Origin of the sequence: Brachyspira aalborgi (assembly GCF_008016455.1) — a bacterium.
Lineage (GTDB): Bacteria > Spirochaetota > Brachyspiria > Brachyspirales > Brachyspiraceae > Brachyspira > Brachyspira aalborgi.
Window position 1 is genome coordinate 865,425 of sequence record NZ_SAXU01000001.1, and the last position, 26,127, is coordinate 891,551.

At 28.9% G+C, this 26,127-nt stretch carries 23 protein-coding genes; 9 read left to right on the forward strand and 14 right to left on the reverse strand.

Annotated features, from left to right (window positions below):
* Positions 1 to 196: 196 nt before the first annotated feature.
* Positions 197 to 2,110 (reverse strand): flagellar hook-associated protein FlgK, encoded by a 1,914-nt coding sequence (gene flgK, locus EPJ79_RS03900; protein ID WP_147738513.1) that lies wholly within the window; start codon positions 2,108 to 2,110, stop codon positions 197 to 199.
* Between the two features lie 235 nt (positions 2,111 to 2,345).
* Here flgK and EPJ79_RS03905 point away from each other — a divergent pair, with 235 nt between their 5' ends.
* Positions 2,346 to 3,872, forward strand: a complete 1,527-nt coding sequence (locus EPJ79_RS03905) for a hypothetical protein (RefSeq protein ID WP_147738514.1) — start codon at positions 2,346 to 2,348, stop codon at positions 3,870 to 3,872.
* 235 nt (positions 3,873 to 4,107) lie between these two features.
* Here EPJ79_RS03905 and EPJ79_RS03910 read toward each other — a convergent pair whose 3' ends face one another.
* The 4 genes from EPJ79_RS03910 to dnaN form a co-directional block, all read right to left on the reverse strand.
* The gene (locus tag EPJ79_RS03910) at positions 4,108 to 5,700 is read right to left on the reverse strand and encodes a peptide ABC transporter substrate-binding protein (RefSeq protein ID WP_147738515.1); all 1,593 of its coding nucleotides are present in this window, start codon (positions 5,698 to 5,700) and stop codon (positions 4,108 to 4,110) included.
* A 79-nt stretch (positions 5,701 to 5,779) separates the two neighbouring features.
* On the reverse strand, positions 5,780 to 6,061 hold the full coding sequence (locus EPJ79_RS03915; RefSeq protein ID WP_147738517.1) for a putative quinol monooxygenase: 282 nt from the start codon (positions 6,059 to 6,061) through the stop codon (positions 5,780 to 5,782).
* Positions 6,062 to 6,207: 146 nt separating this feature from the next.
* On the reverse strand, positions 6,208 to 7,359 hold the full coding sequence (locus EPJ79_RS03920; protein WP_147738518.1) for a VWA domain-containing protein: 1,152 nt from the start codon (positions 7,357 to 7,359) through the stop codon (positions 6,208 to 6,210).
* A 33-nt stretch (positions 7,360 to 7,392) separates the two neighbouring features.
* The gene (gene dnaN / locus EPJ79_RS03925; RefSeq protein ID WP_147526492.1) at positions 7,393 to 8,520 is read right to left on the reverse strand and encodes a DNA polymerase III subunit beta; all 1,128 of its coding nucleotides are present in this window, start codon (positions 8,518 to 8,520) and stop codon (positions 7,393 to 7,395) included.
* Positions 8,521 to 8,810: 290 nt separating this feature from the next.
* Here dnaN and EPJ79_RS03930 point away from each other — a divergent pair, with 290 nt between their 5' ends.
* The gene (locus EPJ79_RS03930) at positions 8,811 to 9,236 is read left to right on the forward strand and encodes a MarR family winged helix-turn-helix transcriptional regulator (protein WP_147738519.1); all 426 of its coding nucleotides are present in this window, start codon (positions 8,811 to 8,813) and stop codon (positions 9,234 to 9,236) included.
* Positions 9,237 to 9,280: 44 nt separating this feature from the next.
* On the opposite strand, the gene galT is transcribed toward EPJ79_RS03930, so the two are convergent.
* From galT to pgsA, 7 genes are all read right to left on the reverse strand, one after another.
* A complete protein-coding gene (gene galT / locus EPJ79_RS03935) occupies positions 9,281 to 10,291 on the reverse strand; it encodes a galactose-1-phosphate uridylyltransferase (RefSeq protein WP_147738520.1) in 1,011 nt (336 codons plus the stop codon).
* An 8-nt stretch (positions 10,292 to 10,299) separates the two neighbouring features.
* On the reverse strand, positions 10,300 to 10,662 hold the full coding sequence (locus EPJ79_RS03940) for a response regulator (protein ID WP_021959599.1): 363 nt from the start codon (positions 10,660 to 10,662) through the stop codon (positions 10,300 to 10,302).
* A 90-nt stretch (positions 10,663 to 10,752) separates the two neighbouring features.
* Entirely contained in the window at positions 10,753 to 11,538 is a 786-nt protein-coding gene (gene proC, locus EPJ79_RS03945; RefSeq protein WP_147738521.1) for a pyrroline-5-carboxylate reductase, read from the reverse strand.
* Between the two features lie 37 nt (positions 11,539 to 11,575).
* On the reverse strand, positions 11,576 to 11,992 hold the full coding sequence (locus EPJ79_RS03950; RefSeq protein WP_147738522.1) for a PaaI family thioesterase: 417 nt from the start codon (positions 11,990 to 11,992) through the stop codon (positions 11,576 to 11,578).
* Between the two features lie 36 nt (positions 11,993 to 12,028).
* Entirely contained in the window at positions 12,029 to 13,990 is a 1,962-nt protein-coding gene (nagA, locus tag EPJ79_RS03955) for an N-acetylglucosamine-6-phosphate deacetylase (RefSeq protein ID WP_147738523.1), read from the reverse strand.
* 312 nt (positions 13,991 to 14,302) lie between these two features.
* Positions 14,303 to 15,091, reverse strand: coding sequence for a class I SAM-dependent methyltransferase (locus EPJ79_RS03960; protein ID WP_147738524.1), 789 nt, complete (start codon positions 15,089 to 15,091; stop codon positions 14,303 to 14,305).
* A 293-nt stretch (positions 15,092 to 15,384) separates the two neighbouring features.
* Positions 15,385 to 15,936: a CDP-diacylglycerol--glycerol-3-phosphate 3-phosphatidyltransferase gene (gene pgsA / locus EPJ79_RS03965; protein WP_147525801.1), complete on the reverse strand. Its 552-nt coding sequence runs from the start codon at positions 15,934 to 15,936 to the stop codon at positions 15,385 to 15,387.
* Between the two features lie 257 nt (positions 15,937 to 16,193).
* Here pgsA and EPJ79_RS03970 point away from each other — a divergent pair, with 257 nt between their 5' ends.
* Genes EPJ79_RS03970 through EPJ79_RS03985 form a run of 4 tightly spaced genes read left to right on the forward strand, consistent with a single transcriptional unit; the run spans position 16,194 to position 20,842 of the window.
* Positions 16,194 to 17,924, forward strand: a complete 1,731-nt coding sequence (locus EPJ79_RS03970) for a ribonuclease J (protein WP_147526272.1) — start codon at positions 16,194 to 16,196, stop codon at positions 17,922 to 17,924.
* A 16-nt stretch (positions 17,925 to 17,940) separates the two neighbouring features.
* Positions 17,941 to 19,017 (forward strand): signal peptide peptidase SppA, encoded by a 1,077-nt coding sequence (gene sppA, locus EPJ79_RS03975; RefSeq protein WP_147738525.1) that lies wholly within the window; start codon positions 17,941 to 17,943, stop codon positions 19,015 to 19,017.
* Entirely contained in the window at positions 19,017 to 19,583 is a 567-nt protein-coding gene (locus EPJ79_RS03980; RefSeq protein WP_147545191.1) for a hypothetical protein, read from the forward strand. Before sppA ends, EPJ79_RS03980 begins: the two co-directional genes overlap by 1 nt.
* On the forward strand, positions 19,583 to 20,842 hold the full coding sequence (locus EPJ79_RS03985) for an LptF/LptG family permease (protein WP_021959047.1): 1,260 nt from the start codon (positions 19,583 to 19,585) through the stop codon (positions 20,840 to 20,842). Before EPJ79_RS03980 ends, EPJ79_RS03985 begins: the two co-directional genes overlap by 1 nt.
* Positions 20,843 to 21,146: 304 nt before the next feature.
* Here EPJ79_RS03985 and EPJ79_RS11515 read toward each other — a convergent pair whose 3' ends face one another.
* Together EPJ79_RS11515 and EPJ79_RS03990 are read right to left on the reverse strand one after the other, a co-directional pair.
* Positions 21,147 to 21,287 (reverse strand): hypothetical protein, encoded by a 141-nt coding sequence (locus EPJ79_RS11515; protein ID WP_158634348.1) that lies wholly within the window; start codon positions 21,285 to 21,287, stop codon positions 21,147 to 21,149.
* Positions 21,288 to 21,393: 106 nt separating this feature from the next.
* Complete coding sequence (locus tag EPJ79_RS03990; protein WP_147529021.1) at positions 21,394 to 22,278, reverse strand: MBL fold metallo-hydrolase; 885 nt, start codon at positions 22,276 to 22,278, stop codon at positions 21,394 to 21,396.
* A gap of 145 nt (positions 22,279 to 22,423) precedes the next feature.
* On the opposite strand from EPJ79_RS03990, the gene EPJ79_RS03995 reads away from it, so the two are divergent.
* Genes EPJ79_RS03995 through EPJ79_RS04005 form a run of 3 tightly spaced genes read left to right on the forward strand, consistent with a single transcriptional unit; the run spans position 22,424 to position 26,044 of the window.
* Positions 22,424 to 23,959 carry an ABC transporter ATP-binding protein gene (locus EPJ79_RS03995; protein WP_147738526.1) on the forward strand — a complete coding sequence of 512 codons (1,536 nt, stop codon included), beginning with the start codon at positions 22,424 to 22,426 and terminating at the stop codon, positions 23,957 to 23,959.
* Positions 23,960 to 23,973: 14 nt separating this feature from the next.
* Complete coding sequence (locus EPJ79_RS04000; protein WP_147738527.1) at positions 23,974 to 25,065, forward strand: ABC transporter permease; 1,092 nt, start codon at positions 23,974 to 23,976, stop codon at positions 25,063 to 25,065.
* 25 nt (positions 25,066 to 25,090) lie between these two features.
* Complete coding sequence (locus EPJ79_RS04005) at positions 25,091 to 26,044, forward strand: ABC transporter permease (RefSeq protein WP_147738528.1); 954 nt, start codon at positions 25,091 to 25,093, stop codon at positions 26,042 to 26,044.
* Positions 26,045 to 26,127 lie beyond the last annotated feature (83 nt).

A 26,127-nucleotide genomic window follows, 5' to 3' on the forward strand; every position in this document is an offset into this window, starting at 1 on the left:
CTCTCAAGTTTTCAAAAGAAGCGAAAGATATTAAAGTATTGACGAAACTTATAATAAATTGATTGGAAATTTAAGAGAGAGAATGAAAATTTTAGCCAAAAAGATTGAGCCGAAGATTTACGAATTCGGTTTTTTGAAAAAATAAAAAAGCGACACTCTAAAAAATAGAGCATCGCCTAAACTAATTTATATAATTTTAAACACCCATTCTATTTATAACAACATCTAGCAATTGGTCCATAACGCTAACAACCCGAGCGGAAGCGTTATATCCATGTTGATACATTGCCATTTGAGCGATTTCTTCATCCAAATTAACGCCCGAAACCGACTGCCTTAATTTTTCAAGATATTCCATTACTATAGTTTGTTTTTCCGATTCTGCATTTGCCGTTTCTGTTCTTGACGCTATTCTTGCAATGCTTCCCGTATAAAAATCGTTAAAAGTTGATTTGCTTTCAACCATAATATCTTTATTTTTTAAATTAGCTATAGCCAAAGCGTTTGAGCCATCTCCGATTCCGTTCCATTTATCATTAAAACCGTTTCCCGTTGTGTCTATTCCTTTTGAAGCCGCGATATAATTAATATCATTTCTTATTATATCATTAACTTGAATAGAAGATGCAGGATGTCTATAAGGAGTTACGGTGAAATTTCTAAAATCGCCTGCAAGTTGATTAACTTGATTTATTTGATTCCAATCATAAGCGCCAGCCTCTCCCGATTGATTTAAAACTCCCGTTATTCCAACTAAAAAGTCGCCCGAATCTTCTATATGTTTTATAAAATAAGAAGGACGCATATAATCGTCAAAACCTTTCGCTTTAAGAACGAGTCTATTTTTATCGTCCAAATAAGCCGAAACATTTGCTTCGCTTGAATTAATTTTATCTATCAAATCTTTAACTTTCATTTGAGCGGTATAATCTATAGCAATATTAACGCCTTCTCTAGATTTATTTCCAAAAATCAATGTTCCCGCGCTTCCTATACTATCGTTTAAATCGATTGAGTTGATTCCGCTAACCTTAAACATTATGCTTGCATCTTCTTCGCCGTCATTATTAGTATCGAAGTTGCCGATAACGGAAGGAGTATTTTTTGTCATAGTAAAGAAATCGATTCCCGTTTCTTGATTTAATCCGAATCCGCTTTTGTGAACTTCATTAACCGAATCGGCTAAATTCATTGCAAAAGTATCCAAATCGTTTATAGCTTGAATTGTGTCTATATCGCGCATTTCAAGTAAGGCTTTCAATTCGCCTCCGCCAAGATTAACTTGAATATTATCCTTTTCCCAATAAATATCAAACATTCCTTCGTTGTTTGCGCTTCTCTCCAAACTCAATTTACTTATTATATTTCCTTGAATTAAAGCTCTACTTCCGATATAAATCATAGTTTCGTCAGGGTCTGCCGATTTTATATCGACATTTGCAATAGAAGATAATTCGTCTAAAAGTGAATCTCTTCTATCAAGCAAATCGTTAGGATTCTGTCCCAATGCCTGCTGTTTAACTATTTCTACATTTAAATCTTTAATAGAGTTTGCAATATCGTTTATTCTATTTACTTTGCTTTCAATAAGATTATTTAAATTTCCTCGCATTCCGTTCATCTGCTCGAACATATAATTTAAAGAAGAATTAATTCTATCCGCTCTTTCAACTAAAACTAATCTCGTTCCTCTTTCGGATGGATTAACCGCCATTTCTTGCCAAGCGTCCCAAAATGCATCCAAATCGTTTCTTAAATTATTTGTGCCAGGCTCATTGTAAATCGCTTCAAGCTGTTTAAGATATTCGTATTTAGTATTCCAATATCCGCTTTCGCCAAGCTCCGTCATAATTTTTGAATCTATAAACTCGTCTCTTATTCTTTCAATAGTAGTTATTTCGGCTCCTTGTCCTAATTGTCCCGCGCGTTCGGCTCTATTTAAACTCGGCGCTTCCAAAGGTTTATCGAAAGAACGCATTACTACTCGCTGTCTGCTATAGCCTTTAGTAGCGACATTATTTATATTATGTCCCGTTACCTCCAAAGCCGTTTTGAAATTTTGAAGCGACCTTTTTCCTAATTCTATTCCGAAAAATGAGCTTGTTGACATTATCTGCTCCTTAAAATTATAAAAATAAAAAATCTTATAATAGTTATCGTATATTTTAAATTTTTTATTAGGATTTTTTATTAACAATAATGTGGCGTTAGTTTACATAATATTATAATATGTTAACTAAAATATTTTAATTATATACGCGTAAAATATTCCGTTAATATTGATAAGTTTAAAATTTTAAGATAATTAAAAAATAAAATAAATAATAATTAGAGAGAATTAATTAATGGCTGTAAAAAAAACAATCAAAAAAGCAAATAAAAAAATATCTACAATAAAAACAATAAAAACAAAATCAGAAAATACAAACTCAAAAAATTTGATTGAAAAATTGCAATTAAAATTAAAAAAATCGGAAGATAAAATAATCGAATTAAATGAAAAATATAAAAAAATAATAGATATTCAAAAACAAAAATTAGAAAATAAATACAAAAAAGCGGAAGAAAAATATAAAAAAATAGTTAAAAATTTAGAAGATAATCTTAAAAAATCGACTGCGGAAAATTTGGGAAGTTCAAAATTGAATAAAAGCGAATTATCTAAACTTCAAAAGAAAATAGAACAATTAGAAAGCAAAAACGCAAAATTGGAAGCGGAGAAAATAAAAGCGGAAGCGAAAATTTCAAAAACGGCAAGAGTAGAGAGAGTTGCAAAAGATTCTTCAAAAGAAACATTAAAAGAGATAAAGGAATTAAGAAAAAAATTAAAAGAGTCGGAAGAAGAAAGAAAAGAATTAACTTCAAAATTAAAAGAAGCGTTAGCCGAATTAAAGAAAAGTAAAAAAAATAAATTAGCGATTTCTAAAGAAGATAAAAATCAATTTAAAGAAAATATTAAAATTTTAAAAAAGATAAAAAGAGAAAATGAAATATTAGATAAAAAAAGAGAATTATTGAAAAAAGAAGCTCAAAAAGTAAAAGCGATTAGAAGCAATATTAAAGATTCCGCAAGAGATATAGCATCGACTATAAGAAACAGTCAAGTTAATTATTACGGAAGCAGCGATAAAGCGGACAGCAATTTAAATCCCGAATATCCTACGGACTCTTTAAATATAACGGATAACGAAGAAGAATTAAAAAAACTTGCCACTATTCTATGCGCCGCAATGGACGATTATAGAGAGCAAAAAGAAATCGAAGAGAAAGAAAAAAACTCCGAATTATCGGAAGGCGAAGAGCGATTAAATAGAGCCGCAGAGCAATTAGAAGCTATGGCGGGAAATGAAGACAATTTAAAAAGAAAATTTACTATAATTGATAAAATAGAAAATAGCAGAGTAGAAATTAACGAAGGATATTCCACAACGGCTGGCGGACAAAATATAGTTGCAAAACCTCAAGATGAAAATGCTCCTCAAAATCAAATGCCCGTTCCGAATATAACGGTAAAAGTTGAAGCGCCTAAAGAATCTTCAAAATTAGCGAAACCCGAAACTCAATTAAAACCTGCAAGCGAAACTCCAACAATGAGAATGAAACTTTTGGACGATACTGACGATTACGAAAAAAAACTTGTTATAACTTATGGATTTGACAATATGCCCGAAAATACTTATTATTCAAAATATAAAAAAATATTGAGAAATGCGGCGAGAATAAGTTTGCTTGGAAATTTGCAAGAAGGATTAGAAATGTTTAAACTTATAAGAGAGCAGAAAATTCCCGAAGAATATAAGCAAATGATAGATAAAAATATTCAAGATATAACTTATTATTTAAGAGGTTTGCATAGAGTTAGGATTGAATAAATTATTTTTTATTTTTTGATAACAAAAAACCGAACTATACTAAAGTCCTCCATTGGAGGACGAAGTAACCCACATTTAAAAAATTAATTTTATAAATGTAGTTTCATTAAAGGTTGATTACTTCTTTTCCTTTCAATCGCTCTCAATGATGGGGAGCGAGATTGCTTCAGTAGTAGCTTATCAATGACGATATTTTTATGAAATAAAAAATATAAATAAAGTTAATATATTCTAGTTATTTTTCCAAATACGAATAAGAAAATTTATATTGCGCAAATGGAATATAAAAAACATCTTTCAAATTCGGACTTTTCAATACAGGCGGTTCAAAATAATAAATTGGAATAATAACCGCTTCGTCTTCTATAAGAATTTTTTCCGCTCTATGTAAGGCGGGCATTCTTATATTTTGGTCTATAGTTTTTGAAGCCGTAAGAATTTCATCGTCAAAATCTTTATTCGTAAATAAAGAATGATTTTTATAAGAATAACTTACGAACATTCCTAAAAAAGTCGTAGGGTCGTTATAGCTTCCTGTCCAGCTCGCTCCAGCCATAGTATAATTTCTTTCCGTTCTAAAAGCGTTAATAAAAGGCGCAAATTCCATTCGAATAAGTTTAATATCTATTCCTAAATTAACTTTCCACATATTTTGAATAGCTTCAAACATTGGAATATCATTATTAAAAGTAAGATAAAATTCTAATACGGGAAAATTCTCTCCGTTTGGATATCCAGCTTCAGCCATTAATCTTTTAGCTTCTTCTACATTATTTGTATAATCTTTAGGCTCTACGCTTATATATTCGCCCGCATTTTCTCTAAAATCTCCTTCAACATCCGTCACTCCTCTAGGCACTAAAGCTCCCGCGGGTTTTCCCGATTTAACTATATTTTCAATTATATAATTTCTATCTATAGCCAAAGATAAAGCTTTTCTAACTCTTTTATCTTTTAAAGTTTTATTTGTAGTATTTAAAGCGTAATATACCGTTCCAATTCTTGTGGCAATATCTATTAAACCTTCTTCTTTCAAACTGTCAATATCCTGCCAAGGAAAAGTGTCGGAAAAATGCAAAATTCCCTCTTTTACTCCCGCAACTGCAGAATTAGGATTATCCATTAAAACAAATTTTATTTTTTCGGCTACTATAGTATCTTTATTCCAATAATTAGTATTTTTTACAACTGTTATGCTTTCGTCTGGTTTTCTTTCCAACAATTTAAAAGCGCCGTTTCCTATACAAGTTTCTGGATTTATAGTCCAATCGTCTGGATTTTTTTCCACAATATCTTCTCTAACGGGAGAGAAAACGGGAAGATTAACCAATTCCAAAAAATACGCCGTTGGATATTCCAATTTAACTTCCAAAGTAAAATCGTCCAAAGCCTTAATTCCAAATTCTTCGACATCAATCTCTCCAGAATTTACTTTAGAAAAATTAAGAATAGGCTCAAATAAATAACTCGGTTCGCTTGCCGTATCGGGATTTACGACTCTTTTCCAAGAATATTCAAAATCTTTTGCAGTTAAAGTTTTTCCATCCGACCATTTTCCGTTGGTTCTTAAATGAAATATATAAGTTAAGCCGTCTTCGGAAATATCCCAACTTTCTGCAGCGCCTGGCTGAATTGCAATGTCTTTATATTTTGTAGTTAAACATTCAAATAAATGCGTAACATAAGTCGAGCCTTGCAAAGTTATATTCAAAGCTGGGTCTATAGTTTTAGGTTCAGCTCCCAAATTAACATAAACGGCATCCATATTTTTACTTTTTGAACATGAAACAAAAATAATAAAAGATACAATAAAAAATAATTTTTTCATCTTTTTTAAACCTCTTTAAATTATATTAGAATTATTTTTAAGAAATTATAATTTAAATTAAATTAATGTCAATAAAAAATTAAATTTCTTTATACAAAATAACATCCATATCGCCTTCTTTAGATTTAGATAATTTTGGAACTATAGATTTAAAATGTTCCGAATTGTTATGCATTTCTATAGATTTTTCATCTTTCCATTCTTCTATAAATGTTAAATATTTTCCGTCTAAACTTTCGTTAAGAGTGTAGGATATGCATCCTTCTTCCGCCCTGCTTTTTTCTATAAGCTCTTTTGCCGTATTTATAAAATCCGCTTTATTTTCTTTTTTAACCGTATTTTTAGCGACTATTTTAATCATTTTTAAACCTCTTAATTTATAAAATTTTTTATAGAATTGTATTTTAAATTATATTATTTTCAATAGAAATATATAAAATAAATTAATAACTATAGATTTATATTGTTAATTATTTTTTTAAAATTAAAAATGATATTAATCTATTCTTACGAAATTATATCGCTAATCCATTTTGAAAGTTTACTTGGAGTTAACGCTCCAACTTTTGCGCCTATTTTTAAAAAATATCTTGCAGCTTCCTTATCGTAAATTGAATTAGCGTTATAATCTAAAGCGGTTAAAACAATCAATTTGCTTCCAGATTCTATTATGTCGTTTGCATTCTTATACATAAGTTTGTAATCGTTGCTATCAAATAAATCGCTTATAAGTAGGACGATTGTTTTATCGGGAGCGAAAGTTATTTTTTTAGCGTATTCCAAAGCCTGCGCTATATTTGTTCCTCCACCTAATTGAACTTTAAATAATATATCTATAGGCTCTTTTATATGTTCGCTTAAATCGACTACCGAAATATCGAATATCACAAGTTTAATAGAAAGATAAGGAATATTTGCAAATATCGAAGCCATAATACTTGAATAAATAACCGAATCAAGCATAGAACCGCTTTCGTCAATAAGTATGATTATATTATAAGGATTATATTTTTTTATATTTTGATTGAAAAATAATTTATCAGTAAAAATTGTTTTATTTTTAATATCATAATTTTTTAAATTATATCTTATAGTTTTTTTTATATCGAGATTTTTAAATATTTTATTTGTCGTATTTGAATTTGGAAGTTTCTTTCCGTAGAAAACTTTTTTTATTTCGACTTCCATTTTATTTTTAATTTCTTCAAGCGTTTTTTTTACTATATCGTAAGCAAGTTTTTTAACATTTTGACTCATCATATCCTTAAAAGTTAAAATATTTTTTAAAAGTTCAATATTAGGCTCAATTTCTTTAAGTATATTTTCATCAGTTAAAATTTCCGTCAATTTATATTTTTCTAAAGCCTGTTTTTGCATTATTTCAACGGTTTCTTTTGGGAATAATTTTTTGACTTTTGAAATCCATTTTGGAACGGTTAAAGCGCTTTTTTCTTTTGAACTATTAGAATTATTAAAATTATCTAAAGAATATCCGCCGTTTTGAGTATATTCTCTATCGTATAAAAAATTTAATGTTTCGTCTATTTCAGAATATTCGTTATCGATTTCTAAATTTGAAAAACTTCCGAGTATTAAACGCCATCTATTTAAACTTCGACAATCTAAATTTTCGCCGTATTCGTTTAATTCATTTTTCATTTTACAAAAAGAATAAAAATAGAAACTACTTAATTATTCGTCTCCTAAACTCATAGGCATAATTATAAAATAATAGTCGTCTCTTTCTATCTCTTTTATCATAGTCGGACTTGAATCTTTATTTACCATAAAAGTGACTATTTCAGAATCAATTTGCTTAATAACATCTTGTATATAACTATAATTATAAGCTACAGAATTATCTTCGCCTGAATATTTTATATCTATTTCTTCTACAGATTCTCCCATTTCTTGATTAATCCCTTTAACTTTGAGAGTCTCTTCAGAAACGCTTAATATCATTCTTTTTGAACGAACATCGTTAATCATAGGCACAATTCTTCTTATAGCGTCAAGCAAATCATTTTTATTAACTCTAAAACTATAAGCGAATTCTTTCGGTATAACTTGTCTAAAATTAGGATATTTTCCTTCAATAAGACTTGAAACAAAATCGTATTTCCCAACTTGAAAATAAACTTGCTGTCCATCAACTCCCATTTTTACCTGCTCAACTTCGTCATAATTTGCAGTTACAAGTATTTCATTTAAAACTTTTGGCTCTACAATTATTGAAAAAGAACCTTTTTCTATTCCTTCAAATTCTCGCTCTATAATAGCCATTCTTCTTCCGTCTGTCGCAACGGCTAAAAATTTAGAATCGGTTTTTTCAAAGCATATTCCTCTTAAAGCTGGTTTAAAAGGCTCTTTCGCTATAGAGGTTATGGTTTTATTAATCATATTAACCAATTCTTTTGTAGGAAGCATTATATAATTTATATCGCCTTCGCCTTCGGGATATTGTGGGAATTCATCCGCTTTCATTCCTATTATTAAGTGTTTTATTCTTCCGTTTTCGGATTCTATATTAATCTTTTCGTTTTCTTCAACATTTATAGTTATCATACCTTCGGGCATTTCTTTTAATATAGAACTTATTTTTTTAGCGTATATTGCAACGATGCCTTCGCCTTCGCAATCGTCCAATATTATTCTACTTCTCGCCCAAACCGAACCGTCCGTAGCGGTTAATGTTAGAATATTGCCCGAAAGGTGAAAAAGCACATTGCTTTCTATATTATAAATTACTTTTCCCTCAACAACATTTTCGGTTACTCCGATTGATTTTACTATATCTTTTTTTGAACATCTGAATCTCATAGCTTCCTCATAATTTTTAATATTTATTTTTTTATTTAATAAATATTCTATCATTAAAAAGCATTTTTTACAATATGATAATTTGCTTTTTTTTAAATAATTTAAATAAAAATAAATTTAAATTTTTGAAATATATAAATATAAAGAAATAAAAAATTTCGGTTTTTTTGTAAAAGAAAGCAAAAAATTCTTATTCTTTTTATGCTATAAAATAATAACAAACCTTTTAAATCATAAACATATAAAAATTATAATATTGTTTTTAAAATATAAAAATATATAATAATTATATGGAAAATTTCATTATAGGGAAATTAATTAAACAGCTTCATATAGCGTTAGAAAATAATTTTAATAAATTTTCTAAAAAATATAAATTAACTTCTTCTCAAATGGATATATTAATATTTCTTCTTCATAACGAAGATAAAATAGTCAATCAAAGAGATATAGAAAATTTTTTAAGTTTAAGCAATCCGACTATAGCGGGAACTTTATTAAGGCTTGAAAAAAATGGATTTATAATAAGAAAAATAAGCTCTAAAGATAAAAGATACAAGGAAATTTATTTAACCGATAAAAGCAGAGAATTAGAAGATATAATTTTTAAATATATAAGAGACAACGATAATAAAATGTTTTCAAATATGTCGGAAGAAGAAAAAGAAAATTTAAAAAATATAATAACAAAAATATTAAATAATATACAAAAATAAAAATTATATTTTGCAATATATTTGTAAATTATTATAAATAGATTTTAAATTGAAGAAACATCTCTCAAATCTTTTGCAGCATCTTCGGGATTTATAGAATTAATATAAACTCCGCTTCCAAGTTCGTATCCAGCCAATTTGCTCATTTTAGGAATTATATCCAAAAACCAATGATTTGAAGAAGAATATTTTTCTTTTTGTTTTAATGTCGGCGATAAAGTATGCAAAACATAATTAAAACTAACCTCTCCAAGCAATTTATTTATTCTATTAAAAACATCTTTAACTATATCGGCAAAGTCAAAATTATAATCGGAAGAGTCGATTATGCTATCAAAATGTTTTTTTGGAAGAATATATATTTGATAAGGAAATCTTGAAGCAAAAGGCGAAATTGCAATAAACTCTTTATTTTCGCAAATTACTCTTTCATTAAGTTTTTTTTCTTCGGCTATTATATCGCAATAAACGCATTTATTTTTTTCATTATAATATTCCAAAGCTCCGTTTATTTCGTCAAACATTTGAACGGGGATAAAAGGAGTCGTTATCATCTGCGAATGCGAATGATATAAACTCGCTCCCGCTTCTCTTCCGAAATTTTTGAAATACAAACTATATTGCATATCGTTTTCTTTATATAATTCTTTTAATCTTAAAATAACCGCGTCAAAAATTTTCAATAAATCTTCGCTTTTCCCGTTATAAAAATTAAAATTATGATTAGGATTTTCTATAATAACATCATGAAAACCTTTAGAGCTTGAAGCGTTAAATAAATTCGTAGTATTTGGAAGTTCGCCCGCTTTAGTTTCGGCAATTATAGGATATTTATTTGGCACGATTCTAACAGCCCAATTTGAATTATCGTCAAAAATACTAATTGAAGCGTTTGGAGTTATATTTTCATGTCCTTTACAAAAAGGGCAATTCAATTCGGTATTTGAAATTCTTTTATCGTCTTTAACCGTAATATAATCGCTAGGTCTTCCTGTCCTGTCGGAAGCTATTATTACCGATTGTTTCGTTACTGGGTCTTTTCGTATATGAGGCATAAAAAATCTTAACCTATGAGTCTCTTTATTTTATCTTTAATTTCGGTTAAATTGCCCGATTTTAATATATATCCGTCCGCATTCCATACAGAAAATTCATGTCTATAATTATTATAGGCGGTGCATATTATTATGGGCAAATCTCTATGATGTTCTCTGACTTTAGCCAAAAAATCGAGTCCGTCCATTTTAGGCATTTTAATATCTAATGTTATTAAATCGATTCTAGGATTTCCATTTTGAATCATTCTCAAAGCTTCCTCGCCATCGTCAGTAGAAACTACATTATAACCTTCGTCTTTAAATTCTTCTTCAAATAAAGTTCTAATACTTTTTTCATCGTCCAACACTAATATCGTTTTCTTAGGCATATAAATGCTCCTTAAAATATAAACATATATTTATTTGTATATTATATAAATTTGAATAAAAAAGTCAAATATAATTTTATTAAATTCATTTTATTTTTCTTCGCTTTCTATAGATTTATTATAACTTGATAGTATTGTTTCAATAAGTCCGCTTCTTAAGGCTTTTTCTTCCAATTTTTCAACGCCTTTTATCGTTATTCCAGCGGGCGTGCATACGGCATCTTTAAGCTCTGCAGGATGTTTTTTAGATTCCAAAACCATAGCTCCAACGCTTTTGAATAATTGAGCCGCCGTTTCTATTGATGATTTTCTATCTATTCCCATTATAACTCCAGCATCGCTCATAGCTTCTATTAATATATATAAAAATGCAGGCGAACATCCAGAAATAGCCGTATAAGAATGAATAAGATTTTCGGGAATAATTTTAACCATTGCAATTTTACTTAATAAATCAATTATTTTTTTTTCTATAGAATCGCTTTCTACTACCGCTATAAATCCATTGCAAGTTTTAACGGGAGTATTTGGCATTATTCTAATTATTTTTTTTGTTTCAAATAATTTTATTAATTCTTTATTCTTTATCGAAGCCGCTACGCTTATTATTATAGTTTCTTTTTTTATATTAGATTTTATCTCTTTTGAAATATTTTCAAACATATAAGGTTTTACGGCAATAAATAATATATCCGATTCTCTCGCTACTTTTTTATTATCGTTATAAACTTTTATTCCAATATTTTTTTCAAGCGTTTCTTTTTTTTCTTTTGTTTTAACGCTTGCTATTATATTTTTTTTATCTATGCCAGATTTAATAAAACCTTCTATTAAAGCTCCGCCCATAGAACCAGCTCCTATAAATCCAATTTTCATTATAATATCTCCTTAAATTTATTTTTTATTTTAATATTTATTTTTTATCTTCAACTACAAACATAGTAGCCATCATTTTTGCAAGCATATTGTCTTTTTCGTCTTTTAAAGTCGCTTCAACTACGATTAATTTTTTTCCTTGACTTATAACTTCTCCAATTCCAAATACTTTTTTTGAAATAACAGGACGCATATAATTAATTTTTAACTCGGATGTTACCAAATGACAATTTGAAGGAATTACAGTGAAAGCTGCAAATCCTCCCGCCGTGTCTAAAATTGCGGCAACCATTCCGCCATGCATATAACCCAAACCTTGCGATAATTCTTTTTTATTTTCGCATGATATTATAGATTTTTTATCTTCTAATTTCTCCAATTTCATTCCCGTAAAAATCTGAAATTCCTGATTCTTAAAAATATTTTTAGCTCTTTCTAAAATCTCTTTATTCATTTAATTTTCCTTTTTAATTAAAATATATTTTATGATTTATGTATGAGTTTCCCACTCGTAATCATAATTGCATTCTTTATAATTTCCTTTAAATACGACTCCTTTAACGATTAATTTTTCGTCCAATATAACCAAATCTGCAATATAGCCTTCTTTTATTCTTCCGTATTTATTGTCTATCTTCATAACTTGAGCGGGATAAAGCGAAGCCATTTTTAAAGCCTCTTCCAAAGTAGCGCCAACTTGATTAACTGCATTTCTAACCGATTGACTCATCGTAATCGCCGAACCTCCCAAAGTTCCGTTATCGTCTATTAATCTGTTTCCTTCTCTATGCAATTTTTTTCCAGCCCAAATATATTCTTTTATATCGGAAGCGGCGGGAGAGATTGCATCCGTTACTATGCATATATGTCCTTGTTTTAATTTATAAGCCAATTCTATAGAAGCAAAATCGCAATGAATTCCATCGCATATTAAACCAGCGTAAATATTTTTAGTTTCCAAAACCGCGCCAACCGCTCCAGGCTCTCTCGAACCCCAAGGACGCATAGCGTTAAATAAATGCGTTGCAAAAGTTATTCCGTAAGGTATTTTTTCTTTTATTTCGTTATAAGTGGCGTTAGTATGTCCAGCAGAAACAACTTTTCCCGCGTTTGCAAAAGCCTCTATAACTTTTCCGTCAACCGTTTCGGGCGCTACCGTAATCATGACGCATTTTGAATCGTTTATTTTATCTATCATTTCTTTAGTGGGATGTCTTATAAATTTATCTTCATGAATTCCTCTTTTTTCATGCGATATATAAGGTCCTTCAAAATGTATTCCCAAAACTCCCAATACAGACAAATCCTCTATATTGTTAAATAAATCTATTACTTTAAGCATATGATTATCGTCTGTAGTTATTATTGTAGGCAAATATGAAGTGCATCCGTATTTTTGACAAACTTCGCTCATATTTTGCAAAGTTTCTAAAGAAGGATAAGCGTTTATATCGTATCCGCCAATTCCGTTAACTTGCAAATCTATATAACCAGGAGCTACAATTTTACCGCCCAAATCAATTCTCGTAATAACCGCGTCAACATCAATTTCTTTTTCAACGCTTTTTATAATATTATTTTCTATAACAATACAATAACCTTTTATAAATTTTTCTCCGTCAAATATTTTAATATTCGTTAAAGCGTAATATGATTTATATAATCCTTTAATCAATTCTTTAGGATGCAAACTTTTGCTTTCCAAACTTTTAGCGTATTTATAAGTTTTTACTTTTAAGTTTTCGCTCGCTTCTTCGTCCGCTACTATTATTAATTTTTTATGTTTTTGCAATATAGATGTAGGATAGAATTGACTAATCTCTCCTTCCACGCAATGAGGCAGAGCTTCCGATACTTCATAACCTTTTGCAATAATCATTATATATTTTGAATCGAAAGCTTCTTCAAAACCTAAAGTAAATCCTTCTTTTGGAAAAGATTCCGATGCAATTCCTATTTTTTTCGATTCGTAACTTCTTATTATTTCGCTTACTCTTTTATCTCTAACGCTTCCCTCTAAAGACGAACTTGGAGTATTGAGTAAAAAACTTCCATCTTCTGCTAAAGAATCTATTAATAAAGTTATTCCGCCCAAATTTTTTATTAAATCTTTCATTCTTTTAGCTTCTTTTTTTCTATCTAAAACGAAACTGTCGAAAAGATGAATATTTTCTTTAGGCAAATCTATAAATTGTAAAAAATTATCTTCTATATATTTTTGAGATATATTAGAATCTATATATTCTCCAGCTGAAACTATATGAACATTTTTAAACGAAACTATATTATCGTTATAGAAAGACAATAATTTTTGATAATATGATTTATCGATATATCTAATTGGAAACGATAATACAAAAGGTTTATCTTTGTTTGAATAATCTAGTATGCATTTTGTAGTATAATAAGCCGCCCATTCGTAAACGCTTTCATTAGTAATAATTATTCTCATTTTATGCCTCCGCAATTTTCCGCTTCTTTACTTTATTTAATAAAATTATTATATTCTTAATTAATTGACAATTATTATAACATTTTATATATTTTCTGTATATATTCAATTTATAAATTAAAATAATTAATAAAGTGAAACTTGATAAAATCTACATTTAATAAAGTCAATTTTAAAAATTTAATTTCATTAATAGTGGATTGCTTGGCTTCTGTCCGACTTCGCCAACGGCGGACTTTAGTATATCGTGAGATTGTAGTGACTAAAGCCTCGCAATGACGATAATATATTAGTATATAATAAAAATAATAATCAATTCTTAATACTCTTTATTACAACCGCTACTTGATAAAGAGATATTCCTATATATTCGTATTCAACGCTATACTTTTTACAAAATTCTTGAAACGCTTTGAATTCATGATTTCGCCAACCTGGATAATTATAATATTCGTCAAATTGTATAACAGTATTTGGAACAATTCTATCGTAAATATTATCGAAGACGGTTTTTGTAGAAGAATATAAATCGCAATCGATATGTATAAAAGAGGCTTTCTCTTTATGTTCTTCTAAAAATTTTGGCAATGTTTCATTGAAATAGCCTTTTATTAAACTAACATTTTTGTTGACTTTAGGTAATTTACCTTTAACATCGAATTCGCCTTTAAAACATTCGGCGTGCCATGTTTCTGGCAAACCTTCAAAAGAATCGAATCCGTAAAATTTTGCTTCAGGAATTAAAGAAGAACAGAAATTTATTGAATATCCTTCAAATACTCCAAATTCTAAAAATAATTTATCTTTATAATCGTTAGTTTTTACATGTTCTTCGAATACAAATTTAAACATTTCTATTCTATCTGTAAACATGATGGCATTAGAACCGTTCTCGCGAATATATTTTATTGATTCTTTTGTATCTTCTTCATGAAGTAGTTCGAATATTTTTAAACTACAAGTGTCCAAATCATATTTATAATTTTTATCTGGTAAATTATTGAGCAATCTTATTTGTTCTGACAAATATTCTCTAATTGCATCTCTTAATTTTCTAAAAGGTATATACCAAACTATATTATCGATTACTTTTTTGTCCATTTTTATACTCCAAATATATAAAATTTAATTTTTTGCAATAGAAATGCGAGGCAAATCGTATAAGTGAATTTGCTATTAAATAATATTTCTTAAAAATATTTATTATGAATAGTTTACATAATTTTAAACTAAATGTATTAGTTGACTGTTGACTGTTGACTGTTGACTGTTGACTGTTGACTGTTGACTGTTGACGAATTTACTCACAATCTCATTCCTAAATTAAAATTAATATATAAAATATTATAACATATATTATATTTTTGTCAAGTATTTATTTAAATAAAATTACTTTATTTTTTACCAATTATTAAAGGCAGATAATCAAAAAATGAATAAATCGTTATTATCGTCACTATAAGCAAGCTATAATAAGTTATTGTATCAAAAGGCAGAAAATCAATAGAAGTAAATTTTAAAACTTTTATCAAAAATATTATTATAACGGCGGCGGCTCTCGAAGCGGTTTTTAATTTTCCGCTAAACTTTGCGGCGACCGCGAAACCTCTCAAACCTCCAAGAATTCTTATAAACATTGAAAACATATCTCTATAAAGCGAAATTATAAACATCCATATCGGCATAGAACCTTCGTATAAAAAAATTGTAAACATAGTAATATGAAAAACTGTGTCAGCAAAAGGGTCGAGAACTTTTCCCAAATCGCTAACTAAATTAAGTTTTCTAGCAATCATTCCGTCCAAAGCGTCAGTAATTTCAAGGATAATTAAAAATATTAATCCTAAAATTGCCGTTATAATAGAATTGTAAAAATAAAGAAATATAACAAGCGGAGATAAAATAATTCTGCTAACGCTTAATATATTAGGTATTTGATTTTTCATAATTATTTGCCTAATTTTATATTTATTTAATGTTTAATATTTATAAATCTATTTTAATTAATATTAATAATATTATAACAAAATATTTTTATTTGTCAAAATATAAAATAATAATTTAAATATATAAATTAAAAATTAATTATTAAATAAGGTAAAATTTGACTTTCATATTATTAAAATTAATAAAAAATCCTTGACTTTATGCCTTTTTATAGTTAAAATATAGAAAATGTAAAAATATAAAATAATAAAAATCAATGAACGATAATAACGATAAAATAAGAATCATACCTCTTGGCGGAGTTCAAGAAATAGGTATGAATATGACTGTCATCGAATATGGAAACGAATTAATTATAATAGACTGCGGTTTTATGTTTCCACGATATCATATGCTTGGTATAGATTATGTTATACCCGACACTTCTTATTTGAAAGATAAAAATATAATAGGATTAATATTAACGCATGGACATGAAGACCATATCGGAGCGATTCCGCATTTTTTAAGAAATTTTCCAAATATAAAAATTTACGGAACGAGATTAACAGCCGCATTTTTAAAAGCAAAATTATCGGATTATAAAAACGAATATAAAGACATTGAAATATACGAATTAGAACCGAGAAATAAAATAAAATTAGGAATAAATTTTGAAATAGAATTTATTAGAGTAAATCATAGTATTCCTGACGGAGTTGGAGTCGCCATAAAAACTCCTTTGGGAATAATAATACATACGGGAGATTTCAAAATAGACTTAAATCCTACAACCGATAGATTTATCGACCTTTATAAATTTGCCGAATATGGAGAGAAAGGAGTTTTATTACTTTTAGCCGATTCTACAAATTGCCAAAGAGAAGGTTTTTCAATAAGCGAAAGCGTTGTTCAAAGCACGATAATTCCTCTATTTGCATATAAAGACGGAATGATAATAGCGGCGGTTTTTGCAAGCAGTATTGAGAGAATACAAGATTTGGTGACAGCGGCGAAAGTCAATAATAAATATATAACTTTTTCGGGAAGAAGTTTGATTAAATATACAAAAATAGCGGAAGAAATGGGATATTTAAATCTATACGATATAGTTATTCCGATTGATAAAATAAACAGATATCCAAGAGAAAAAATAGTTTGTCTTACTACAGGAACGCAAGGAGAACCTTATTCTTCATTATCTTTAATAGCCGCTGGTTCGCATAGACATATTAAAATTGAAGACGGAGATATGGTAATTTTTTCTTCAAGCATTATTCCTGGAAACGAAATGGTTGTTACAAGAATGATAAATAATCTTTTTGATTTGGGAGCAAAAATGGTTGGAGAAGATAAAAAGCTACTTCATGTATCTGGACATGCTTCAAGCGAAGATTTAAAATTAATGTATAGATTGGTTAAACCTAAATATTTTATTCCAATTCATGGAGAGAAAAGACATTTAATAAGCCATATAAATCTTGTAGAAAATTTAAACGGACTTAACACAAAAGGTTTTTTACTTTATAATGGCAATGTATTGGAAATCGATAAAAATTTAGACGCAAAATTATCAGAACCGATAGAAATTAGAAATATATATGTTGACGGAAAAGGAGTTGGCGATTTGGAAGAAAGCATATTTCATGATAGAGAGCAATTATCATTAAACGGAGTAGTCGCTGCAAATGTAATAATTAAAAAAAATATAAATGGAAATTACGATATAAAAATCGATACGGAAAGCAAAGGTTTTATTTATAAATCGGGAGATAATGAAAGTTTATTATTAAAAACCGAAGAATTAAAAAAAGAAGGAATAAACTCGGCTATGGAATCGGTTAAAAAATTGCTTTCAAAAAATAAAAAAACTCCTTCTACAATAAAATACGAAGTGAGAGAAGCTTTAAGAAGAAAATATATGCAAATAATCGGCAGAGAGCCTGTTATATTTGTTTCGCTTTATATAGACGATATTATTGAAGAAAATAAAGAACAATTAAAATAATCGGAGGAAAATTTAAATGTCATTTGAATTTGAAAGAGAAGAAGAAAATAATAAAAAAGAGAATATTAAAAAAGATAGAAAATTTATAATATTTTCGGCTTTTATATTAATATCGATAATTATTGGAATAATTACGATATTTTCAAGAGAAAAAAATAATAATATTTCAGCAATGAAAATAGTAAAGAGAAATAATATATCAAAATCAATACCGCAAGTATCGAGCAGAGAAGGAATCGCGGTAATAGATTTAACGGGAGTTATTTCGCATGAAAAAAGAAAATCGAATTTCGGCATGGAAATAAAATCCGTAACCGAAGCCTTAATGGACGATTTTGAATATTATATGAAAGACGATAATGTCAAAGCTATTGTTTTACAAGTCGATAGTCCTGGCGGAGCTTTAACTTCATGCGAAGAAACATTAAAATATTTGAAAGAATTAAAAGAAAAATATCCAAAACCTATTATAGCGTCTTTTAGAAGTATGGCGGCAAGCGGAGGTTATTATATTTCAATGATAGCGGATAAAATATACGCCAACGAATCGACTCTAACGGGAAGCATAGGCGTCATATCTCAATTTATTAATCTTTCAGGCTTAATGGATAAATACGGAGTAAAAATGTATACGATAAAAAGCGGAAGAAATAAAGATTCCCTCTCGCCTTTCAGAGAACCAAGAGAAGACGAACTTGAATATTGGCAAAATATGACAAAAGAATTTGTCGAGCAGTTTATTAATGTTGTCGAAGAAACAAGAGGCGATAAAATAAAAGGAAATAAAGACGAAATATTTGACGGCAGAGTTTTCAGCGGTAAAAACGCTTTAGAAATAGGATTAATAGATTCTATAGGAACTTTGCAAGACGCTATAAAAGACGCTGCAAAAATGGCTGGCATAGAAGACGAAGAGCCTTATATAATTAAAAAGCCCGAAGAAAAAGAAAAACTAATAAATCTATTATTGTCGAGCGTATCGGACGGAATTAAACCAAAATCTATTATGCCTTATTATGAAGAGATAATGAGCGCAAAATATATTGGAATTCCTATGTATATTTATATTCCAAATTATATAGGAGAAAATTAATGAAAATCTGCGAATCTTTATATTATTATTTATTATCTCCGAAAGAAGCGATTAAAAAAAATATTAATTTTGAATATTCTTTAATCGTATATTTAATAACCGCTTTAACTGTTTCAATTTCGGTTTTATATTCTATTGGAAGCAAAAGTAATATTTTAAATCTTTTTATAATTACTTTTGGAATAGCTTCTTATATAGCCGTTTCAAATATTATAAAAATAGCGATTATTAATTTTACGGTTTTTATATTTTCTAAAGATAACGATAAAAATAATTTGAGAATATTTGCAAGCAACTGTTTTGGAATATACGGAATATTTATATTTATTCTTCCCATAACTTTAATATTTTCAAAATCTGCAGGGATTTTATTTATTCAAGCGATAGTATTTACGATACTGCAAATATATTATTTAATTTTATTATATAGAAATATTAAATTTTCTTTTAATATAAATAATTCTTTTAAGGCTTTTATTATTTTACTTTCGCCTATGATATTTGATTATTTAAGTTATATATCTTTAGGCATATTAATTTTTGGAGTATTTATTAATATTTTATAATGAAAAAAATAGCAAAATATATAATTATAGAAGCTATAGGTCCTTTTGTAGCGGGAGTTTTATTTTTTACTTTTATATTCGTAATACAGCTTTTGCCCGAATTATTTAAACTAATAATCAATAACGGAGCGCCGATAAAAATATCTCTCGAAGTTTTTGTTTATATGCTTCCTTTCAATATAGCGATAACTATACCAATGTCAATATTAATGGCAAGCATAATGGGATATTTAAGATTATCTTCAGACAATGAAATCATAGTTATGCGAGCGCTTGGTTTTTCGCATATGAGAATATATATACCGATAATAATACTAGGATTTATAACTTTTTTATTTTCTCTATTCTTTAATAATGTTGTAATGAGCGAATCAAATTATAGATACAGAGCTTTAATATCTTATATGATTAATATGCGTCCTTCTATTGCGGTTGGAAAATCGGATTTTACTTATATATCGGATATGGGACTTTCTATTGGAGCGGAATATTCGGATAATATGGGAATGTCTAATGTTGTAATATTTGACGGAACTTCAGAATCTAAAAGAGTTATAACTGCAAAATCGGGAGTATGGCATAATAACGAAGCAAATTCAAGAATCATAACTTTAACTTTATCGGATGGAATAGTTCAAGAAATGCCATATTTTGGAATAGTTAGTAACGATTTTAGCGTATTCGATTCTATGGATATAAATATAGTTAGAAGAGTAAGCACTTTATCATCGCATGAAAGAGGTTTAAGAGAAATGCCCGCTTGGAAAATATACGAAAAAATAGAAGATACTAAAAGTCAGGCAAGCAATTCCGCCGAAGCTCAAATAAGCGGAATGATAATAGACTCTTATTCAAATATTCAGGATAATTCCGTAAAGAGTTTAGAATCTTTTTCAAACGAATATATAAGCACAAACTCTCAAGAGATTACAACAATAAGAAATGAAGCGATAAAAATGTCCGTTCCTTATTTTTATTATGTTGAATTCCATAAATTTATTTCTATTCCAGCCGCTTGTTTATTTATGGTTTTTATAGGCGCTCCTTTAGGAATAGTCGGAAAGAGAAGCGGAAAAGGTTTCGGTTTTGGAATATCGGTTATTGTAGTTGTAATATATTATTTACTTATAACCGCCGCCGAAATAATAGCGGGAAATAGAACCGTCCCAGCTTTTTTTGCAATGTGGTTTCCAAATATAGTCCTGGCTGTAATAGGCGCATTTTTTATGATTACTTCGTTTTCAAGCAAGGGAAGATAAAATACTAATATCATAATAGAATAATTTAATTTCTTAAAGTTATTATTAATGAAAATTTTAAAAATAATTACTATAATTTTAATTAATAATATATTAGTTTGTCATAAAAATATTTTTTTAATTTTAAAATTAAATAACAAGGGGGTTGTCCTAAAATCAAAACCCGTATTTGATAAGGACAAAAACGCATACCCCCTCGCTTTATGCCCTGAGGGATGAGCATTTAGAAATTTAGAAAATTGCATAAAAAATTTTAAAATAATTAAAGATAATATTTTGTTTCGTATAACTAATAATAGTTCTATTAAACGACTGAAATAAACTTTGCAAGATTTTGTTTTGCAATGAAATAAGCCTTGTAATAATTCTGTTCTGCGACCGAAGGAAGCCCTGTAAGGGTTCTGTTCTGTTGACGAATTTCACTTGAAAATATATTACTATACATTAAAAAATCCTTTGCCGAATAGTTGACAATCAATATAAATAAAGTTTAACATGTTTTTTAAATATGTCAATAGTTTAATTAATGAAAAATTGTAATAAAAATTAAATTAAATTTTTATATAAGAGCCTTCTTTGGCAAAAGCTAATTGCAAATCTATATTTTCTTTTTGCAAAAATGCTAATAATTTGCTGTATATTAATTTGATTTGAGAATCCGTTCTATCTTGATTATGATGATGAATAACGACATAAGGAACTTCAGCATCGAGTCCGACTTGAATAGCGTCATTTAAAGTGGAATGTCCCCAACCGACATGTCCGTTATAATATTCGCTTTTCGTATATTCTCCTTCTATTATTAAAACATCCGCTCCTCTAACATAATCTATTAATCTTGCATGAAGTAAATCGGCGTTATGATTATAATGTTCTAAAGAAGGATGTTGTTCATGCATTCTTTTTTTATAAGGTTCATGGTCTGTTAAATAAACTATGGTTTTATTTCCCGATGTTATTTTATAAGATAAAGTATGGCAAGGATGATTAACCCATATCGCTTCTATAAGCATATTTCCAAAAGTTATTTTTTTTCCTTCAAAAAATGCGTCAAATTTTAAATTTTGTGAAAACTGTTCTAAACTAACGGGAAAATAATCTTTTGCAAGTATATTATTTATCGTATCATACATTTCGCCCGAAGTGTCTTTTGGTCCGTAAATTGTAAAACTATATTTATTTGAAAAGAAAGGAGCGAAGAATGGTATTCCCATTATATGGTCCCAATGAAAATGCGTTAATAATAATATGCTTTCGGTTTTTTCCGATTTAAAAACATAATAAGCAAGATTCTTTATTCCGCTTCCAGCGTCAAGTATGATATAATTTCCATCATCGTCTATAACTTGAATGCAAGAAGTGTTACCTCCGTATTCGCTAAAACTATTACCAGGGGTCGGTATTGAGCCTCTACTTCCCAAAAATCTAACTTTCAATTTTTAATCCGTTAAATTAAGTCTTATATATATAAATATACAAAAAAACAGAAAAAAATCAATAATATATAATTATAGCTATTTCATTTTTATAAAAAATATTGTAATATATAAATATAAATAATCTTTTAACAAGGATTTTACTATGCCTAATATAAACGAAGATTATGTAGTCGAAATGCTCGGCATTACAAAAAGATTTAAGGGAATAATCGCAAACGATAATATTACCGTTCAATTAAAAAGAGGCGAAATTCATGCATTGCTCGGAGAAAACGGAGCGGGAAAATCAACTTTAATGAGCGTTCTATTCGGGCTTTATAAACAGGAAGAAGGAATCATAAAAGTTAATGGAAAAGAAGTTAATATTGATAACCCTAACACGGCAAACGCTTTGGGAATAGGAATGGTTCATCAGCATTTTAAACTCGTTCATAATTTTACCGCTTTAGAAAATATTATACTCGGAGTTGAAACCGTAAAAAACGGAATTTTAAAAATGGACGATGCAAGAAAAAAAGTTTTAGAATTAAGCAAAACTTACGGACTTGAAATTTATCCCGATTCTTTAATTAGCGATTTAACGGTTGGAATGCAACAGAGAGTTGAAATATTAAAAATGCTTTATAGAGATAACGATATACTTATATTTGACGAACCTACTGCAGTTTTAACGCCAAACGAAATAGAAGAATTAATGAAAATAATGAAATCGTTAACGAAAGAAGGAAAATCAATTTTATTTATAACTCATAAATTAAACGAAATAAAAGAGGTTGCCGATAGATGTTCCGTTTTACGAAAAGGAAAATATATAGGAACTATAGATGTAAAAGAAGCCACAAAAGAAGAAATGTCAGAAATGATGGTTGGAAGAAAAATATCTTTGGTAGTTGAAAAAAGCGAAGCTAAACCTAAAGATATAATTTTATCGGCTCATGATTTGAATATAAAATCTCATAAAAGCGCAAAGAATATCATTAAAAATGTTTCTTTTGAAGTAAGAGCGGGCGAGATAGTTTGCATAGCTGGAATAGACGGAAACGGACAGAGCGAATTAATATACGCATTAACGGGATTGATAGAATTAAATTCTGGAAACATAAACTTAAAAGGACATGATATTACCGATTTAAGCATTAGGAAAAAGACTTTAAGCGGAATAGGACATATTCCCGAAGACAGACATAAATACGGTTTAGTTTTGGATTATACTTTGGGAGAGAATTTAATTCTTCAAACTTATTTTACCGAAAGATTTCAAAATAAAGGATTTTTAAATTTTAAAGAAATGGAAAATTATTCAAATTCTTTAATAGAAAAATTCGATATAAGAAGCGCCGAAGGTTTTAAGACGATAGCAAGAAGTATGTCGGGCGGAAATCAGCAGAAAGCTATTATAGCAAGAGAAATTGACAGAGAACCCGATTTACTTATAGCCGTTCAACCTACTCGCGGACTCGATGTTGGAGCGATTGAATATATACATAAAGAGCTTATTAATCAGAGAGATAAAGGAAAGGCGGTTTTACTTGTTTCTTTAGAGCTTGACGAAGTAATGAATTTAAGCGATAGAATATTAGTTATGTTTGAAGGCGAAATAGTTGCAAATCTCTATCCTAACAATTTAACTGTAAACGAACTTGGATTATATATGTCTGGCTCAAAGAGAAGCGCATAAAAGGAGCAAATAAAATGAAAAATCAAATAATTAATATACTCGAAAAAGACGGATTTATTAAAATATTTTCTTCTTTTCTTGCAATAATAATAGGACTTTTACTCGGACTAATAATACTTCTTATAAGCAATCCTAAAGACGCTTTGCCCGCTTTTATTACAATACTTTTGGGCGGATTTTCAGGCGGAAGCAGAGGAATGGGACAAGTTATATATACGGCTACTCCTTTAATATTAACGGGACTTTCGGTAGGTTTCGCTTTCAAAAACGGACTCTTTAATATAGGCGCTCCTGGACAATTTATAGTCGGAGCTTATGCGGCGGTTTTGGTTGCGGTAAAATGCGTTTGCCTTCCATCTTGGCTTCATTGGATTTTGGCTTTATTCGTTTCTTTTATCGCTGGCGGTTTATGGGCTTATTTGCCAGGAATTTTGAAAGCTAAATTTAATGTTAATGAAGTTATATCGAGCATTATGATGAATTATATAGGAATGTATTTGGTTAATTATCTTGTCACTCTAACGGTTTATGATATGTTAAAAAATCAATCTCAAAATATTCCGCCATCTGGAACAATTCCAAATATGGGATTAAACGCAATATTTAAAGGCTCAAGCGCAAACGGAGGATTTTTTATAGCGATTCTAACAGTTATAATAATTTATATAATTCTTTCAAAAACGACTTTCGGATTTGAGCTTAAAGCCTGCGGATTGAATAAAGAAGCTAGCAGATATGCGGGAATAAACGAAAAAAGAAATATAATTTTATCGATGGTTATAGCGGGAGCTTTAGCGGGACTCGGAGGAGGTTTATTATATTTATCTGGCGTTGGAAAACATATTGAAGTCGTAGACATTTTAGCTGAAGAAGGTTTTATGGGAATTCCTATAGCTTTATTAGGTTTATCGCATCCTTTTGGAATATTAATAGCGGGAATATTTATCGCTTATATAACGGTTGGAGGATTTTATATGCAAATGCATGATTTTACTCCCGAAGTTATAGAAATGATAATATCGTCTATAATTTATTTTAGCGCTTTCGCTTTAATGTTTAGAAGCATTGCAGGATTTATTTCTAAAAAACTTAAAAAAGAAAATTAATTAAAAAAATTAAGAAGGACAATTTATGGAAACAATTTATTTTTTAGTTCAACAAACAATGTTATTTTCAATTCCTCTTTTGCTTGTCGCTTTGGGCGGCATGTTTTCAGAAAGAAGCGGAGTGGTTAATATAGCTTTAGAAGGAATAATGATTATCGGAGCTTTTACGGGAATATTTTTTATAAGCAGATTCGGAAATTTATTTTCGCCAACAATTACTTTATTTATAGCTATAATAATTTCGGCTTTGTCTGGTTTAATATTTTCTTTGCTTCATGCTTACGCTTCTATTAATATGAGCGCCGACCAAGTTATAAGCGGAACGGCTTTAAATATATTCGCCCCCGCTTTTGCAATATATGTTACGAGAGCGATTCAAGTAGTTCAGCAAATATCTTTTGTAAATAATTTTAGAATAGAATCCGTTCCAATTTTAGGAAATATTCCGATTATAGGAAATTTATTATTTAAAAACGCTTATATAACGACTTATTTGGGATTTATAATTTTAGCTTTATCATGGTTTGCGCTTTATAAAACTAGATTTGGTTTAAGATTAAGAAGTTGCGGAGAGCATCCTCAAGCCGCCGATTCTGTCGGAATTAATGTTTATAAAATGCGTTATTTTGGAGTTGCAATTTCTGGAGCTTTGGCTGGAATTGGAGGTTTGGTATTCGTTATTCCAACTTCGACAAATTTTAATGCTACGGTTGCAGGATACGGATTTTTAGCTTTGGCGGTTTTAATATTCGGGCAGTGGAAACCAATAAGAATACTTTATGCAGCTTTCTTTTTCGGATTAATGAAAACTTTAGCGTCAGCATATTCGGGAATTCCTATACTTTCAAATTTGCCGATATCAAATAGCGTTTATAAAATGATTCCTTATATAACGACTATAATAGTTTTGGCTTTTACTTCAAAAAACTCTCAAGCTCCGAAAGCTTCGGGTTTGCCTTATGATAAAAGCGTAAGATAGTAATTTTGAAGAAAAATTAAATTTATTAAACCGTTATCTAATATTTATTATATAATTTCCGATAATATAAAAAATATTAATTA

Excerpts from the sequence above, each read along its gene's own strand:
- galT (WP_147738520.1), bottom strand. The coding sequence starts at position 10,291 with ATGCCTCATATACGAAAAGACCCAGTAACGAAACAATCGGTAATAATA.
- EPJ79_RS03930 (WP_147738519.1), top strand. The coding sequence starts at position 8,811 with ATGGAAAATTTCATTATAGGGAAATTAATTAAACAGCTTCATATAGCG.
- EPJ79_RS03970 (WP_147526272.1), top strand. The coding sequence starts at position 16,194 with ATGAACGATAATAACGATAAAATAAGAATCATACCTCTTGGCGGAGTT.
- EPJ79_RS03980 (WP_147545191.1), top strand. The coding sequence starts at position 19,017 with ATGAAAATCTGCGAATCTTTATATTATTATTTATTATCTCCGAAAGAA.
- flgK (WP_147738513.1), bottom strand. The coding sequence starts at position 2,110 with ATGTCAACAAGCTCATTTTTCGGAATAGAATTAGGAAAAAGGTCGCTT.
- EPJ79_RS03905 (WP_147738514.1), top strand. The coding sequence starts at position 2,346 with ATGGCTGTAAAAAAAACAATCAAAAAAGCAAATAAAAAAATATCTACA.
- EPJ79_RS03960 (WP_147738524.1), bottom strand. The coding sequence starts at position 15,091 with ATGGACAAAAAAGTAATCGATAATATAGTTTGGTATATACCTTTTAGA.
- EPJ79_RS03940 (WP_021959599.1), bottom strand. The coding sequence starts at position 10,662 with ATGCCTAAGAAAACGATATTAGTGTTGGACGATGAAAAAAGTATTAGA.
- EPJ79_RS03950 (WP_147738522.1), bottom strand. The coding sequence starts at position 11,992 with ATGAATAAAGAGATTTTAGAAAGAGCTAAAAATATTTTTAAGAATCAG.
- proC (WP_147738521.1), bottom strand. The coding sequence starts at position 11,538 with ATGAAAATTGGATTTATAGGAGCTGGTTCTATGGGCGGAGCTTTAATA.
- EPJ79_RS04005 (WP_147738528.1), top strand. The coding sequence starts at position 25,091 with ATGGAAACAATTTATTTTTTAGTTCAACAAACAATGTTATTTTCAATT.
- sppA (WP_147738525.1), top strand. The coding sequence starts at position 17,941 with ATGTCATTTGAATTTGAAAGAGAAGAAGAAAATAATAAAAAAGAGAAT.
- dnaN (WP_147526492.1), bottom strand. The coding sequence starts at position 8,520 with ATGAGATTCAGATGTTCAAAAAAAGATATAGTAAAATCAATCGGAGTA.
- EPJ79_RS03985 (WP_021959047.1), top strand. The coding sequence starts at position 19,583 with ATGAAAAAAATAGCAAAATATATAATTATAGAAGCTATAGGTCCTTTT.
- nagA (WP_147738523.1), bottom strand. The coding sequence starts at position 13,990 with ATGAGAATAATTATTACTAATGAAAGCGTTTACGAATGGGCGGCTTAT.
- EPJ79_RS11515 (WP_158634348.1), bottom strand. The coding sequence starts at position 21,287 with ATGTATAGTAATATATTTTCAAGTGAAATTCGTCAACAGAACAGAACC.
- EPJ79_RS04000 (WP_147738527.1), top strand. The coding sequence starts at position 23,974 with ATGAAAAATCAAATAATTAATATACTCGAAAAAGACGGATTTATTAAA.
- EPJ79_RS03915 (WP_147738517.1), bottom strand. The coding sequence starts at position 6,061 with ATGATTAAAATAGTCGCTAAAAATACGGTTAAAAAAGAAAATAAAGCG.
- EPJ79_RS03910 (WP_147738515.1), bottom strand. The coding sequence starts at position 5,700 with ATGAAAAAATTATTTTTTATTGTATCTTTTATTATTTTTGTTTCATGT.
- pgsA (WP_147525801.1), bottom strand. The coding sequence starts at position 15,936 with ATGAAAAATCAAATACCTAATATATTAAGCGTTAGCAGAATTATTTTA.
- EPJ79_RS03920 (WP_147738518.1), bottom strand. The coding sequence starts at position 7,359 with ATGAAAAATGAATTAAACGAATACGGCGAAAATTTAGATTGTCGAAGT.
- EPJ79_RS03995 (WP_147738526.1), top strand. The coding sequence starts at position 22,424 with ATGCCTAATATAAACGAAGATTATGTAGTCGAAATGCTCGGCATTACA.